The organism is Frigoribacterium sp. VKM Ac-2530, assembly GCF_015350835.1.
Lineage (GTDB): Bacteria > Actinomycetota > Actinomycetes > Actinomycetales > Microbacteriaceae > Frigoribacterium.
Genome location: NZ_JADKSE010000002.1, coordinates 14,049 through 28,283 on the forward strand (window position 1 = coordinate 14,049; position 14,235 = coordinate 28,283).

Annotated in this window: 18 protein-coding genes; 3 read left to right on the plus strand and 15 right to left on the minus strand. The window is 70.8% G+C overall.

Going from position 1 to position 14,235, the window contains the following annotated elements; genetic code table 11:
* Positions 1 to 69: 69 nt before the first annotated feature.
* The 8 genes from ITJ48_RS08970 to infC all read right to left on the minus strand — a co-directional run bounded on the left by ITJ48_RS08970 (position 70) and on the right by infC (position 5,771).
* Entirely contained in the window at positions 70 to 1,014 is a 945-nt protein-coding gene (locus ITJ48_RS08970; protein WP_194613432.1) for an amino acid ABC transporter permease, read from the minus strand.
* A complete protein-coding gene (locus ITJ48_RS08975) occupies positions 1,011 to 1,676 on the minus strand; it encodes an amino acid ABC transporter permease (RefSeq protein ID WP_123548746.1) in 666 nt (221 codons plus the stop codon). The genes ITJ48_RS08970 and ITJ48_RS08975 overlap by 4 nt, the downstream gene beginning before the upstream one ends.
* A gap of 102 nt (positions 1,677 to 1,778) precedes the next feature.
* Complete coding sequence (locus ITJ48_RS08980) at positions 1,779 to 2,657, minus strand: glutamate ABC transporter substrate-binding protein (RefSeq protein WP_192041345.1); 879 nt, start codon at positions 2,655 to 2,657, stop codon at positions 1,779 to 1,781.
* A 125-nt stretch (positions 2,658 to 2,782) separates the two neighbouring features.
* Positions 2,783 to 3,520, minus strand: coding sequence for an amino acid ABC transporter ATP-binding protein (locus ITJ48_RS08985; RefSeq protein WP_194613433.1), 738 nt, complete (start codon positions 3,518 to 3,520; stop codon positions 2,783 to 2,785).
* An 82-nt stretch (positions 3,521 to 3,602) separates the two neighbouring features.
* The gene (locus ITJ48_RS08990) at positions 3,603 to 4,415 is read right to left on the minus strand and encodes an RNA methyltransferase (RefSeq protein ID WP_194614394.1); all 813 of its coding nucleotides are present in this window, start codon (positions 4,413 to 4,415) and stop codon (positions 3,603 to 3,605) included.
* Positions 4,416 to 4,523: 108 nt separating this feature from the next.
* On the minus strand, positions 4,524 to 4,916 hold the full coding sequence (rplT, locus tag ITJ48_RS08995) for a 50S ribosomal protein L20 (protein WP_123548716.1): 393 nt from the start codon (positions 4,914 to 4,916) through the stop codon (positions 4,524 to 4,526).
* 30 nt (positions 4,917 to 4,946) lie between these two features.
* On the minus strand, positions 4,947 to 5,141 hold the full coding sequence (gene rpmI, locus ITJ48_RS09000; RefSeq protein ID WP_123548715.1) for a 50S ribosomal protein L35: 195 nt from the start codon (positions 5,139 to 5,141) through the stop codon (positions 4,947 to 4,949).
* A gap of 3 nt (positions 5,142 to 5,144) precedes the next feature.
* Complete coding sequence (gene infC, locus ITJ48_RS09005; protein WP_123548744.1) at positions 5,145 to 5,771, minus strand: translation initiation factor IF-3; 627 nt, start codon at positions 5,769 to 5,771, stop codon at positions 5,145 to 5,147.
* A gap of 351 nt (positions 5,772 to 6,122) precedes the next feature.
* On the opposite strand from infC, the gene ITJ48_RS09010 reads away from it, so the two are divergent.
* Entirely contained in the window at positions 6,123 to 6,461 is a 339-nt protein-coding gene (locus ITJ48_RS09010; protein ID WP_123548743.1) for a DUF1844 domain-containing protein, read from the plus strand.
* A gap of 31 nt (positions 6,462 to 6,492) precedes the next feature.
* On the opposite strand, the gene ITJ48_RS09015 is transcribed toward ITJ48_RS09010, so the two are convergent.
* The 6 genes from ITJ48_RS09015 to ITJ48_RS09040 all read right to left on the minus strand — a co-directional run bounded on the left by ITJ48_RS09015 (position 6,493) and on the right by ITJ48_RS09040 (position 10,873).
* On the minus strand, positions 6,493 to 7,272 hold the full coding sequence (locus ITJ48_RS09015; protein ID WP_194613434.1) for an SseB family protein: 780 nt from the start codon (positions 7,270 to 7,272) through the stop codon (positions 6,493 to 6,495).
* Complete coding sequence (gene priA / locus ITJ48_RS09020) at positions 7,269 to 8,018, minus strand: bifunctional 1-(5-phosphoribosyl)-5-((5-phosphoribosylamino)methylideneamino)imidazole-4-carboxamide isomerase/phosphoribosylanthranilate isomerase PriA (protein ID WP_123548713.1); 750 nt, start codon at positions 8,016 to 8,018, stop codon at positions 7,269 to 7,271. The genes ITJ48_RS09015 and priA overlap by 4 nt, the downstream gene beginning before the upstream one ends.
* Before the next feature lie 72 nt (positions 8,019 to 8,090).
* Complete coding sequence (gene hisH / locus ITJ48_RS09025; RefSeq protein WP_123548712.1) at positions 8,091 to 8,726, minus strand: imidazole glycerol phosphate synthase subunit HisH; 636 nt, start codon at positions 8,724 to 8,726, stop codon at positions 8,091 to 8,093.
* A complete protein-coding gene (gene hisB, locus ITJ48_RS09030; RefSeq protein WP_192041342.1) occupies positions 8,723 to 9,337 on the minus strand; it encodes an imidazoleglycerol-phosphate dehydratase HisB in 615 nt (204 codons plus the stop codon). Before hisB ends, hisH begins: the two co-directional genes overlap by 4 nt.
* On the minus strand, positions 9,334 to 10,419 hold the full coding sequence (locus ITJ48_RS09035) for a histidinol-phosphate transaminase (RefSeq protein ID WP_194613435.1): 1,086 nt from the start codon (positions 10,417 to 10,419) through the stop codon (positions 9,334 to 9,336). The genes hisB and ITJ48_RS09035 overlap by 4 nt, the downstream gene beginning before the upstream one ends.
* A gap of 88 nt (positions 10,420 to 10,507) precedes the next feature.
* Complete coding sequence (locus ITJ48_RS09040) at positions 10,508 to 10,873, minus strand: LysM peptidoglycan-binding domain-containing protein (protein ID WP_194613436.1); 366 nt, start codon at positions 10,871 to 10,873, stop codon at positions 10,508 to 10,510.
* Positions 10,874 to 11,125: 252 nt separating this feature from the next.
* On the opposite strand from ITJ48_RS09040, the gene lexA reads away from it, so the two are divergent.
* Positions 11,126 to 11,812, plus strand: a complete 687-nt coding sequence (gene lexA, locus ITJ48_RS09045) for a transcriptional repressor LexA (RefSeq protein ID WP_192041339.1) — start codon at positions 11,126 to 11,128, stop codon at positions 11,810 to 11,812.
* Positions 11,813 to 11,888: 76 nt separating this feature from the next.
* Here lexA and hflX read toward each other — a convergent pair whose 3' ends face one another.
* A complete protein-coding gene (gene hflX / locus ITJ48_RS09050; protein WP_194613437.1) occupies positions 11,889 to 13,460 on the minus strand; it encodes a GTPase HflX in 1,572 nt (523 codons plus the stop codon).
* Between the two features lie 81 nt (positions 13,461 to 13,541).
* Between hflX and ITJ48_RS09055 the strand changes: the two genes are divergently transcribed.
* Positions 13,542 to 14,165, plus strand: coding sequence for a methyltransferase (locus ITJ48_RS09055; protein WP_192041337.1), 624 nt, complete (start codon positions 13,542 to 13,544; stop codon positions 14,163 to 14,165).
* Positions 14,166 to 14,235 lie beyond the last annotated feature (70 nt).

A 14,235-nucleotide genomic window follows, 5' to 3' on the forward strand; every position in this document is an offset into this window, starting at 1 on the left:
GTGCCCTGGGGACGAGGAGGCGCGGATCGCGGATCCGGGGAGGACCGGTCGGTGGGGCGGTGCGGCGGGTCAGCGACCGCCGCCGCCGCCTCCGCTGGCGTCCCCGGTCGTCGCGGGGATGTTCGGTCGGCCGGCGCGGGCGAGCAGACCGGGGCCGCCGAGACCGCCTCCCCCGCCCTTCGTCCGGACGACGCCGCGTCGGCCGGTGCGCCGGTCGACGACGCGCACCACGTACGAGAAGACGAGGTTCGTGACGAGGTACACCACGAGGACGACCGCGAAGAGCGTGAAGGTGTAGGTGCTGCCGTAGGAGGTGCCGAGCCGGTTGAGCCCCTGCCTCGTGAGCTCGACGTAGCCGACGATGTAGCCGAGCGAGGTGTCCTTGAGGAGGACGACCAGCTGCGCCAGGATGATCGGCAGCATCTGGCGGAACGCCTGCGGGAACTCGATCGCGAAGCGCGTCTGCACCGGCGAGAGGCCGATGGCCAGCCCCGCCTCGCGCTGGCCCCTGGGCAGGGCGGCGATGCCCGAGCGCAGGGCCTCGCCGATGAGGGCCCCGTTGTAGACCGCCAGCGCGGCCACCACGGCCCAGAAGGCGCCCGTCGAGAAGACCAGCAGGATGAACAGCATCATGAGCAGCACGGGCATGCCGCGGAAGAACTCGAGGACGACTGTGGTCGGCACCCGGACCCAGGCGGTGCGCGCCGTGCGGAGGAACGAGAACAGCACGCCGATGGCGACCGCGAGCACCGACGCGACGGCGGCGGCCTGGACCGTGGCCAGCCAGCCGCGGCCGATGTTCCGCCAGAGGTTGCGGTCGAGCAGGATGTCCCAGCGCGAGGGGTCGAGCACGCTGGCGGTGACGGCACCGTTGGCGCTGACGCGCGGGCGGCCCAGCAGGTACGCGACGTAGGCGACGAGCGCGACCACCAGGACCACCCCCACCACCGAGATGATGCGCGAGGTGCGGCGGGACTTCGGGCCCGGGGCGTCGTAGAGGACGTTCGTGCTCATCGCAGGACCGCGACCTTCTTCTCGACGAGGGCCGCGACGCGACCCAGGGTGATGGTGACGACCAGGTAGAACACGGCCACCGACAACAGCGTCGTGATGACCGCGTCGCCGCGGGAGTTCGCGATGAAGCGCCCCGCGGCGAACAGCTCGGCGACGAAGAACCCGCCCGCGACCGAGGTGTTCTTCGTCAGGGCGATGATCACGTTGATCAGGGGCGGGATGACCATGCGGATCGCCTGCGGCATGATCACGAGCGTCAGGGTCTGGCCGAAGCCCAGGCCGATGCTGCGGGCCGCCTCGGCCTGGCCCACCGGGACGCCGTTCACGCCGGAGCGGACGGCCTCGGCCACGAAGGGCGAGGTGTAGAGCGTCAGGCCGATCACCGCGAGCGGGAAGTAGCCGATCCCGACGCCGAGGTACGGGAGCACGAACGCGCAGAAGAAGAGGACGAGCGTCAGCGGGACGTTGCGGATCGCCTCGGTGTAGACCGTCGCGAAGACCCGGAACGAGCCCACGGGAGAGATCCGCATGGCGGCCACGACGAAGCCGATGACGATCGCGCCGACGCCCGACAGGACGAGGAGCTGCAGCGTCGTGACGAAGCCGCCCCAGAATCGGGGCCAGTTGTCGATCACGGCGTCGAAGCCGGGGATGACGTCCAGGGGGTTCACAAGGGTGTCCTCAGGTCAGGGCGGCTGCCCACACGGGCAGGAGGCGGTGGCGGGCACCGTGCGCAGGTCGCGACACGGTGCCCGCCGGTGTCGCTAGTAGCGGTCGATCGCCGGGGGCTCGGGGGTCTCGAGGACCTTGCCGGCCGTCGCCTCCCACAGCTCGTCCCAGGTGCCGTCGTCCTCGGCGTCCTGGAGCGTGTCGTTGACGAACATGCGGAAGTCGGTGTCGTCGAGCGCGAGGCCGATGCCGTAGGGCTCCTCGGTGAAGGGCTCTCCGACGACCTCGAACTCGCCCTCGTTCTGGTCGGCGAGGCCTGCCAGGATCACGTTGTCGGTCGTGACGGCCTGGACCGCACCGGTGCGGAGCGGCTCGAGGCAGTTCGAGTAGGTGTCGGTCGCGATGATGTCGGTCGGCGCGCTGACGTACTCGGCGATGTTCGCCTCGCTGGTCGAGCCGCTGACGGTGCAGACCTTCTTGCCCGCGAGGTCGTCGACGCTCTCGATGCCGTCGGGGTTGCCCTCGAGCACCAGCAGGTCCTGACCGGCCTGGTAGTACGGCCCGGCGAACGAGACGACCTCCTTGCGGGCGTCGTTGATCGTGTAGGTGGCGATGACGAGGTCGACGTCGCCGTTCTGGATGAAGGGCTCGCGGTTGGCGGAGACCGTCTCGACCCACGTGATGCCGCTGGCGGGGATGCCCAGCTTGGCGGCGACGAGCTTGCCGATCTCGGCGTCGAAGCCCTGGGGCGTGCCCGAGCCGTCGTCCAGGCCGAAGAGCGGCTGGTCGAACTTGGTGCCGATGGTGATCTCGCCGGCCTCGGCCAGGCGCGCCATCGTGGTGCCGTCCTGGAAGTCCGCGACCTCCTCGACGTCGACCGAGCTCTCGGGGGCGGCCGAGTCCGTGCAGGCCGAGAGGCCGAGCACCGTCACGGCCGCTGCGGCTACGGCGACGAATCCCTTGCTGAGTCGCATGTCGTTCTCCTTGCTGGGTGACCCGGCCGACGGTCGACGTCCGGGAGTCTGGGGGCGCCTCCTCGTCCGGGCGGGCAGCCGGGACGGGGGCACGAGGAGGCGCGTCGCGAGCGAGGCGCCCGGGCTCAGTGCGTGAGGATCTTCGACAGGAAGTCGCGGGCGCGGTCGGACTTCGGCGCCGTGAAGAACTCCTCGGGCGTCGACTCCTCGACGATCTGGCCGTCGGCCATGAAGACGACGCGGTCGGCGGCCTTCCGGGCGAAGCCCATCTCGTGGGTGACGACGACCATGGTCATGCCGTCCTTCGCGAGCTGCACCATGACGTCGAGCACCTCGGTGATCATCTCGGGGTCGAGCGCGCTGGTGGGCTCGTCGAGCAGCATCACCTTCGGGTCCATCGCGAGGGCACGGGCGATGGCGACGCGCTGCTGCTGGCCGCCCGAGAGCTGCGACGGCATCTTCGAGGCCTGGTCGCCCACGCCCACGCGGTCGAGCAGCTCCATCGCGCGCTTCTCGGCCTCGGCCTTCGAGCGGCCGCGCACCTTGATCTGGCCGAGGGTGACGTTCTCGAGCACCGTCTTGTGGGCGAAGAGGTTGAAGCTCTGGAACACCATGCCGACGTCGGCACGCAGCTTCGCCAGCGCGGCGCCCTCGTCGGGCAGCTGCGTGCCGTCGATCGAGATGACGCCGTCGTCGATCGTCTCGAGGCGGTTGATCGCCCGACAGAGCGTCGACTTCCCCGAGCCGCTCGGACCGATCACCACGACGACCTCGCCACGCCCGACCGTGGTCGTGACGTCCTTGAGGACGTGCAGCTGACCGAAGTGCTTGTTGACGTGGTCGACCACGACGAGGGGTTCCATGGGTCCACACAAACAGACGCCCGGAAGGGGGTCAAACTCACAGCTGATTCGTAACGCAACCGAAACGAGCCGTCCGGTCGGCCTACGAGCGGTGGGCGAACGCGCTCTCGTAGAGGCAGACGGAGGCGGCGGTCGCCAGGTTCATCGACTCGGCGTGCCCGTAGATGGGCACCACGACGGCGCGGTCGGCCCGGGCGAGGTCGTCGTCGGTGAGCCCGCGCGCCTCGTTCCCGAAGAGCCAGGCGGTCGGGGCGTCGAGGACGCCCTCCCGGCGCGCCTGCAGCAGGTCGTCGCCCTTGACGTCGGCCGCGATCACCTGGATGCCGGCCTCGGCGCACCGCGCCACGACGCTCGCCAGGTCGATGCCGACGGCGACGGGCACGTGGAAGAGGGAGCCAGTCGTGGCCCGGACGACCTTCGGGTTGTAGAGATCGACGCTGCGACCGGTCATCACGACGGCGTCGGCGCCGGCCGCGTCGGCGGCACGGATGATCGTGCCGGCGTTGCCCGGGTCGCGCACTTCCTCGAGGATGGCGATGAGCTTGGGCCCGCCGTCGTCGCCCTCGGCGAAGATGTCCTTGACCGACGTCGGGAACTGGCGGCAGACGGCCACGACGCCCTGCGGGGTCACGGTGTCGGCCATCGCGTCGAGCACGGCCTCGGTGACGAACTCGGCCTCGAGGCCCGCCTCGCCGGCCGCGTCGGCCAGCCCGGGGTGCCGCTCGAGGGCGGTGGGCGTGACGTAGAGCTCGAGGACCAGCTCGGGACGGAACGCGAGGGCCTCGGACACCGCCTGCGGCCCCTCCAGCAAGAACAGCCCCGTCTCGGTACGGGCGTCCCGCTTGGACAGCTTCGCCACCGCCCGGACTCGCGGCGAACGGGGGTTGTCGATCAGAGGGGTGCGCACGCGACAACTATGCCGCACCCGGCCCCGGGAACGACGGAGGGCCCGGACAGCTGGTGCTGTCCGGGCCCTCCGGAGGTGGTGCTGGCGCCGTCGTGACTACGCGGCAGCCGTGACCTTGGGGGCCGACGTGTCCGCAGGCAGCGCGGCCTTCGCCGTCGCGACGATCGACGCGAAGGTGGCGGGCTCGTGCACGGCCAGCTCGGCGAGGATGCGACGGTCGACCTCGATGCCGGCCAGGGACAGGCCCTGGATGAGGCGGTTGTAGGTCAGGCCGTTCTGACGCGACGCGGCGTTGATGCGCTGGATCCACAGGCGGCGGAACTCGCCCTTGCGCGCACGACGGTCACGGTACGAGTAGACGAGGGAGTGGGTGACCTGCTCCTTGGCCTTGCGGTACAGGCGCGAACGCTGACCGCGGTAGCCCTCGGCGCGCTCGAGGATGACGCGACGCTTCTTGGCGGCGTTGACCGCTCTCTTGACTCTTGCCATTTTCTTGTTCCTCTACGTTCGTGTCAGCGGTCAGTGACCGAGAAGCTTCTTGGCGACCTTGGCGTCGGCCGGGGCCAACAGCTGGTCCTGGTTGAGGCGCGCCTTGCGGCTGGCGCTCTTCACCTCGAGGTTGTGGCGCATGCCGGCCTGCTGCTTCATGATCTTGCCGGAACCGGTGACCTTGAAACGCTTCTTGGCACCGGAGTGGGTCTTCTGCTTGGGCATGTGTTACTTGCTCTCTTCTGTCGGCTCGGCCGGTGCATCGGCCGCCGCCTTGTCGGACGTGGGGTGCTTCGGGGGCTTGTTCGCCGCCTTGCGAGCTTCGGCCTCGGCCTTCGCCTCGGACTTGTTCTTGTGGGGCCCGATCACCATGACCATGTTGCGGCCGTCGATGGTGGGGGTGGACTCGACACTGCCCAGCTCGGACACGTCCTCCGCGAAGCGCTGGAGCAGACGCACGCCCTGGTCGGGACGCGACTGCTCACGACCGCGGAACAGGATCATGGCCTTGACCTTGTCGCCGCCCTCGAGGAAGCCCTCGGCGCGCTTGCGCTTGGTCTCGTAGTCGTGCTTGTCGATCTTGAGACGGAACCGCACCTCTTTGAGGATGGTGTTCGCCTGGTTGCGCCGAGCCTCTTTCGCCTTCTGCGCAGCCTCGTACTTGAACTTCCCGTGATCCATGATCTTGGCCACGGGAGGCTTCGAGTTGGGGGCCACCTCGACCAGGTCGAGTTCGGCCTCTGCGGCGAGACGCAGCGCCATGGCGATGGGAACGACGCCGATCTGCTCACCTGCAGGCCCCACGAGGCGGACCTCGGGGACGCGGATACGGTCGTTCGTACGGGGATCGCTGATGCGGAACTCCTCTGTCGTCGCTTCGTCACCTGCCGACCCGGAGGGCCTGCAGGGAAAGAGGAGGTTCGCGCACCGGTCGCTCTCGCGACGCGCACCGTCTGTCGACGGCGGTGCACTGCACCCTGGCTGCTCGGCCCGCGCCGCCTCGAGGATCGCTCTTCGGGGTGGTGCAGATCGAACGGGGTGCCAACAACCCGGTAACCTCGTGTGACGGTCAAGCGCGGGTGGGAGAATCTCCACTTTCGCACGCAGCAGACGCTGCGAGCCTGGAGAAGCCTAGCAGAGGATCAGCACGTGAGCCACACCCCGCACACCCACCCCGCCGACCGCCCCGACGACGCCCCCGTCGGCATCCCGGTCGAGCACCCGTCCGACGCCGTCCGCGACATCGCGGACGTCAACGCGGTCGAGGTCATCAACACCGTCGCCGTGCACCTGATGAGCGCGGCGGCAGTCAAGGTCGGCCTCGCCGACGACCCCGCGGCGCAGACCGACCTCGACGAGGCGCGCAAGCTCATCTCGTCGCTCGCCGGCCTCGTCGTGGCCAGCGCGCCGGAGATCGGCGACCAGCACGCCCGCGCGCTGCGCGACGGCCTCCGTTCGCTGCAGCTCGCCTTCCGCGAGGCCAGCTCGATCCCCGACGCCGTCGGCAAGGGCCCCGGCGAGAAGCTCACCGGCCCGGTCACCTGAGCCCCAGGGCCGCCCCTAGACGTGACCCGTCTCAGGCGGGGACGACGCTGACGGACATGCTGTCCACGCGGTCGACGATGAGCGGATCGGCCTGCCACGACGCCTGGAGGCGCTGCAGCAGCTCCCCCAGCTGCCCCTGGTCGAGCCCGGCACGCACGGCGAGTCGCACCACGATCTCGGGCGTGCCCAGCCGGGCGCCTCGGTAGCCGGGCGAGATCGCCAGCCCGACCAGCGCCTCCTCGTCGGTCGACGCGGCGAGGAACGCCTGCAGGACCGCCTTGTCCGCGTGGGCGGGGACCCAGGGAAGGTCCTGGGCGACGGCCCAGAGCGCCGGCCGCCGGACGCCGAACTCGGTCGGAGAGCCCGGATCGAGCACGAGGTGCTCCGTCGACTCGGCCACGGCCGCGAGCGCGACCCGTCGCGCGTCGACGGGGACGGGACGCGCCACGGCGTCCCACCGGCTGAGGGCCTCGACGCTCGTGAACGCCGGCAGCACCGCGCGACCGTCGGGGCCCGCCACCGTCACGATGGACAGCTCCTGCGTCTTGTCGACGCGGCGACCGTGGTCGTCGAGCCCCTCCTCCCCCGCGACCGCGACGAGCGGGATCAGCAGGCGCGCGGGGCGCAGGGCGTCGACGACCTCGTGCTCGGGCAGCCCGCCCGCGCCGAAGCGGACCAGGGCCTCGAGGAGGCGCGGGTCGGCCGAGCCGTCGTCGCCTGCGTGGGCCGTGTCGTGGTGGTCGAAGGTGCGTCCCGCGAAGGGCCGCCCGGCGCTGTCGGCCGCGTGCGTGGGCTCGTGGCCGAGGCTCACGACACCGACGCGACGTCGAGCGCGGCGGCGAGGGTGAAGGCGCCCGAGTAGAGGGCCTTGCCGACGATGGCTCCCTCGAGGCCGAGGGGGACGAGCTCGCGGAGGGCCGCGATGTCGTCGAGGCTCGAGATGCCGCCCGAGGCGATGACCGGACGGTCGGTGCGCTCCATCACCTGCCGGAGCAGGTCGGTGTTCGGGCCGGTCAGGGTGCCGTCCTTCGTCACGTCGGTGACGACGTAGCGGGCGCATCCCGCGTCCTCGAGGCGAGCGAGCACCGTCCAGAGGTCGCCGCCGTCCTCCGTCCAGCCGCGCGCGGCCAGGGTCGTGCCGCGCACGTCGAGGCCGACCGCGACGGCCTCGCCGTACTCGGCGATGACGTGGGCGGCCCACTCGGGGTTCTCGAGCGCGGCGGTGCCCAGGTTGATGCGCTTGACACCGGTGCTCAGCGCGTCGTCGAGCGAGCGGTCGTCGCGGATGCCGCCGCTGAGCTCGACGTCGATGCCCTTGACCTGCTTGATGACCTTCTTGATGATCGACCGGTTGTCGCCCCGGCCGAACGCCGCGTCGAGGTCGACGAGATGCAGCCACTCGGCGCCCTGCGACTTCCAGTCGTCGGCCGCCGCCACGGGGTCGCCGTAGCCCGTCTCGGTGCCCGCCTCGCCCTGCGTCAGGCGGACGGCCTGCCCGCCCGCGACGTCGACGGCGGGGAACAGGGTGAGGCCGGGGGTCGTGCAGAAGTCGCTCATGGTGTCTCTCTCGCGGGCGTGCCGCGTGCTGTCGCCGACGGGGCCGGGGATCGCGGTCGGATCAGAGGGGGTTCAGAGTGTCCCGAGCCAGTTCGAGAGCAGCCTGATGCCCGGCTGCCCCGACTTCTCGGGGTGGAACTGCGTGGCCCAGAGCGGACCGTTCTCGACGGCCGCGACGAAGCGCCCGCCGTGATCGGCCCACGTGACGTGGGGCTCGGGGAACGGGCGGATCACGTCGAGGGTCCAGGCCTGCGCCGCGAACGAGTGCACGAAGTAGAAGCGCTCGTCGCGCACGCCGTCGAAGAGGACGCTGCCCTCGGGAGCGTCGACCAGGTTCCAGCCCATGTGCGGCAGCACGTCCGCCTTCAGCTCGTCGACGACGCCGGGCCACTCGCCGAGGCCGCCGGTCGTCGCCCCGCGCTCGACACCGCCCTCGAAGAAGACCTGCATGCCGACGCAGATCCCCATCACGGGACGGCCGCCCGCGAGGCGCCGGTCGATCATCTCGCCGCCGCGGACCGACTGCAGCTGGCTCATCACGGCGCCGAAGGCACCGACGCCGGGGACGAAGAGCCCGTCGGCCGCCTGCACCCTGGCGCGGTCGCGCGTGAGCTCGACGTCGGCGCCCGCGAGCTCGAGGGCCTTGACCGCCGAGTGCACGTTGCCGCTGCCGTAGTCGAGGACGGCCACCGTGGGACGGACCGTCACAGGGCGCCCTTCGTGGACGGCACCCCGGTCACCCTGGCGTCGGGCTGGACGGCCTGACGCAGGGCCCGCGCGAACGCCTTGAACTCGGCCTCGGCGATGTGGTGCGGGTCACGGCCGCCGAGCACCCGCACGTGCACCGTGATGCCGGCGTGGAACGTGATCGCCTCGAAGACGTGGCGCACCATCGAGCCGGTGAAGTGCCCGCCGATGAGGTGGTACTCGAAGCCCTCGGGCTCGCCGGTGTGCACGAGGTACGGGCGGCCCGAGACGTCGACGACGGCCTGGACGAGCGCCTCGTCGAGGGGCACGAGCGCGTCGCCGTAACGGGAGATGCCGGCCTTGTCGCCCAGCGCCTCCTTGATCGCGCCGCCGAGCACGATGCCCACGTCTTCTACGGTGTGGTGGACGTCGATGTGGGTGTCGCCCGCGGCCGACACGTCGAGGTCGATGAGCGAGTGCTTCGACAGGGCCGTCAGGAGGTGGTCGAAGAACGGCACGGACGTGTCGATCGACGAGCGGCCCGTCCCGTCGAGGTCGAGGGACAGCTGGATGCGCGACTCGCTCGTCTCGCGGGATGAGGAGGCGGTGCGGGCGCGGGGCTGATCGGTCACGAGGAGAGCCTAATGTCGCGCAGTGCGTCGAGGAACGCGGTCGTCTCCGCCTCGGTGCCGGCGCTCACCCGGAGGTGCCCCTCGATCCCGAGGTCGCGGACGATCACGCCCCGGGCCAGGAGGCGGCGGAAGACGTCGGCGGGATCGTCGACGCCCCCGAACAGGACGAAGTTCGACCAGGTCGGCCACGGGCTGTAGCCGAGCTCGGTCAGGACGCGGACGATGCGGTCGCGCTGGGCCTTGATGTCGTCGACCATCGAGAGCATCTCGTCGGCGTGGGCGAGAGCGGCCACGGCCGCGGCCTGCGTGAGGGAGGAGAGGTGGTAGGGCAGGCGCACGAGGCGGAGGGCGTCGACCACGGCGGGGTGCGCGGCCATGTAGCCGACCCGGGCACCGGCGAAGGCGAAGGCCTTGCTCATGGTGCGCGAGACGATGAGGCGTTCCCGGCCCTCGAGCAGCGTCAGCGCCGTGGGCTGACCGGCCGGCATGAACTCGGCGTAGGCCTCGTCGACGAAGACCATGCCTTCGGTCGCGTCGTAGGCGGCTCGGACCGTCTCGAGGTCGAGCGGGGTCCCCGTGGGGTTGTTCGGGCCACAGAAGAAGACGACGTCGGGTCGGAGACGCTCGATCTCGGCGACCGCCGTCTCGGGCGAGATCGTGAAGCCCTCGTCGCGGGCACCCTCGAGCCAGGTGCTGCCGGTGCCCGCCGCGATGATCGAGTGCATCGAGTACGTGGGCGGGAAGCCGAGGACGGAACGCGCCGGGCCGCCGAACGCCTGGAGGATCTGCTGGATGACCTCGTTCGAGCCGTTGGCCGCCCAGATGTGGTCACGACTGAGACCGTGCCCGAGGTAGCCCGCGAGCGAGTCACGGAGGAGCGAGAACTCGCGGTCGGGGTAGCGGTTCACGTCGACGAGGGCCGCGCCGACGGCCTCGAGGATGTCGGCGGCGACGTCGGCGGGGACGGGGTGGGTGTTCTCGTTGACGTTGAGGGCGACGGGCACCCGCTCTTGGGGAGCGCCGTACGGCGTCAGCCCCTTGAGGTCGTCGCGGATGGGCAGGTCGGCGAGGCTGAAGGACACGAGACCATGGTAGGCGGCGAGCGGAGCGCCGGCCTCACCGTGACCTGGAACCGACGGGTCGCGCCAAGTCGAGCCAGGCCGGACCAGATCAGCGGCTGTACTTCTCGGGGACGGCGAGCGTCTGGCCCGCGGCCACCTCGGCGCTCGGCAGGTTGTTCAGGCGGACGAGGTCGCTGACGACGTCGCGCGGGTCTTTGGTGGGGGCGATCTCACTGGCGACCTGCCACAGCGACTCGCCGCCCTCGACGGTGACCTGCGCGAACGACACGTCGGCAGCCTGGTCGGACGCCACGGCACCCGGGCCGAGCAGGAGGCCCGCGGCGACGATGGCCCCTGCGCCGAGCGCGACCGCCGCGCCCACGACCCGTCGGCCTCGACGCGTGATGCGGAGGCGCGTGCGGGGGACGCTGGTGCCGGGGGTCGTGCTGAGGGTGCTGCTGCTGATGCTGCTCATGAGGTGGTTCCTTTCACCGCGAGAGTTGGTCGTACGAGTTCGTGCCCGGCACTCGGCCGGGAATGCCGGACACGAAGACGTGTACCGAACATATCTTCGATCAAGCCCGACGGCAACCACTTTCTTCGAACATCCGGTGCAGGAATGCGCGACACACTCGAACATGTGTTTCGCCAGGCGGCCGTGATCCGATAGGTTCCAGTCGGTGGGACGAGTACACCAGCGACCACCGACATCGACGGCAGGAGAGACATGACCGACCGGCACAGCGCCACGGCGACCGCCCCGGCGACGCCCCCGCGCAAGGCGCTCACCGCCAAGCAGGAGTCGATCCTCGCCGCCATCCAGGCGAGCATCGCCCAGAGCGGCTACCCGCCGAGCATGCGCGAGATCGGCGACGCCGTCGGCCTCAAGTCGCTGTCGAGCGTGACCCACCAGCTGAACCAGCTCGAGCTCGCCGGCCGCATCCGTCGCGACCCGAACCGCCCCCGCGCCCTCGAGGTGCTGGGCGAACCGGCCCCCGTCGCCACGGTCACGAGCATCCTCTCGACCAGCGACGACGGCGACACCGCACACGTGCCGATGGTCGGGCGCATCGCGGCCGGCATCCCCATCACGGCCGAGCAGCAGGTCGAGGACGTCATGCCGCTCCCCCGCCAGCTCGTGGGGAAGGGCGAGCTGTTCATGCTCCGCGTCGTCGGCGAGTCCATGATCGACGCCGCCATCTGCGACGGGGACTGGGTGGTCGTCCGACAGCAGCAGGACGCCGAGAACGGCGACATCGTCGCGGCCATGCTCGACGACGAAGCCACCGTCAAGGTGTTCCGACAGCGGGACGGCCACACCTGGCTGCTCCCCCGCAACAGCGCGTTCGAGCCGATCGTGGGCGACCACGCGCAGATCCTCGGCAAGGTCGTGGCGGTGCTCCGCTCGGTCTGACGCCGTCCTGACAACGACGAAGCGCCTCCTGCCCTGACCGGGTCGGAGGCGCTTCGTCGTCCGGGGAGCGAACGGCTCAGGAGGCGGCTGGCTCCGCGGTCTCGACGGCGTCGGCAGCGTCCGTGCGCACGAACGGCGAGAGCGCTGCGACGTCGCTCGGGTAGACGCGGGCGTGGACCCGGGTGCCCTGCTCGTCGTAGTCGGTCGTCAGGACCCGGCCGGAGTCGTGCAGGTGCGAGACGACGTCGCCGCGGTCGTAGGGCACGAGGAGGTCGAGCTCGACCTCAGGCTCGGGCAGCAGGCCGGCGACCTTGGCCAACAGCTCGTCGATGCCCTCGCCCGTGCGCGCCGAGACGAAGACGGCCGTCGGCTCGAGCCCCTGCAGCACCAGCCGCTGGTCGTCGTCGACGAGGTCGCTCTTGTTGAAGACCACGACCTCGGGGATGTCCCGGCCGTCGACCTCGCCGATGACCTCGCGCACCGTCGCCAGCTGTGCGGCGGGGTCGGGGTGCGACCCGTCGACGACGTGCACGATGACGTCCGAGCCAGCGACCTCCTCGAGCGTCGAGCGGAACGCCTCGACGAGCTGGTGCGGCAGGTTGCGGACGAAGCCCACCGTGTCGGCGTAGGTGAAGGGACGGCCGTCGGTGGTCGCGCTCTTGCGGACGGTCGCGTCGAGGGTCGCGAACAGGGCGTTCTCGACCAGGACGCCGGCGCTCGTCAGCCGGTTGAGCAGGCTCGACTTGCCGGCGTTGGTGTAGCCGGCGATGGCCACGGAGGGCACCTCGTTGCGGTCGCGGTTGGCGCGCTTGGCGTCGCGTGCCGGCTTCATCTCCTTGATCTGGCGTCGCAGGCGGGCCATGCGCGTGTGGATCCGGCGACGGTCGAGCTCGATCTTCGTCTCGCCGGGGCCCCTGCTGCCCATGCCCGCGCCGGCACCGCCGACCTGGCCACCGGCCTGACGCGACATCGAGTCGCCCCAGCCACGGAGGCGAGGGAGCAGGTACTCGAGCTGGGCGAGCTCGACCTGCGCCTTGCCCTCCCTGCTCTTCGCGTGCTGGCTGAAGATGTCGAGGATGACGGCCGTGCGGTCGATCACCTTGACCTTGACCACGTCCTCCAACGCACGCCGCTGGCTCGGTGCGAGCTCGGTGTCGGCGATGACCGTGTCGGCACCGAGGGCGGCCACGGTCTGGCGGAGCTCCTCTGCCTTGCCTTTGCCGAGGTAGGTGCTGGGGTCGGGGTTCGGCCGACGCTGCAGCAGGCCGTCGAGCACCGAGGCGCCCGCGGTCTCGGCCAGCGCGGCGAGCTCACGGAGCGAGTTCTCGGCGTCCGAGAGCGAGCCCTGCGACCAGACGCCGATCAGGACGACGTTCTCGAGGCGGAGCTGGCGGTACTCGACCTCGGTGACGTCCTCCAGCTCGGTCGAGAGGCCGGCCACGCGACGGAGCGCGGCCCGGTCCTCGCGGTCGTACTGGTCGCCGTCGCCCGAGCCGTCGAGGGAACGGGTCTGGATCGCCTGGGCAGGCGAGAAGATCGTGTAGGCGGACGCCCGCGACGCCGCACGCTCGAGGACCCGAGCCACGACGTCGTCGCCGTGCTGTCCGTCGCGCTCGTCGTCGAGCGGGGTCGTGGGGGTGTCTGTCATCGAAGTGATACTAGCCCTCCGGAGGGGGTCGAGCCTGGGCCGTCACGGGCCAGGCAGCTGATGTTCGGTAGGTTGTCGTGCGTGACCAACGACCACTACTTCTCCCCGAACCCGGAGAGCGAGCTGCGTCGGCGGACGATCACGGCGACCCTCGCAGGGCGAGAGCTGACGCTCACGACGGCGTCGGGCGTCTTCAGCCCCGAACGGGTCGACCCGGGCACGGCCGTCCTGTTGGCCGGTGCACCGCAGCCGCCCGCGACGGGCGACCTGTTGGACGTCGGGTGCGGATGGGGCCCCATCACACTGAGCCTCGCGTTGTCGTCACCCGACGCGACGGTGTGGGCCGTCGACGTGAACGAGAGGGTCCTCGACCTCGTCCGTGAGAACGCACGGGCCGCGGGCCTCGTCAACGTGAACGCCGTGACGCCCGACGGTGTTCCCGACGACGTCGTGTTCGCGTCGATCTGGTCGAATCCGCCCATCCGCGTCGGCAAGGAGGTGCTGCACGGCCTCCTCGAGACGTGGCTCCCTCGCCTGGAGCCCGGCTCCGACGCCTGGCTCGTCGTGCAGAAGAACCTCGGCGCCGACTCGCTCCAGGCGTGGATGAACGCGACCATGGCGGACGTGGTGCAGGTGGAGCGGGCCTCGACGAGCAAGGGATACCGCGTGCTGCGGGCCCGTCGCGCCTCCTCGTCCCTCGCATAGACGAGCGACGACGACAGGGCGTGCGCCCTCGCGGCCCGGGGCCCCGGCGCCCACGCGTGGCGGACGGACG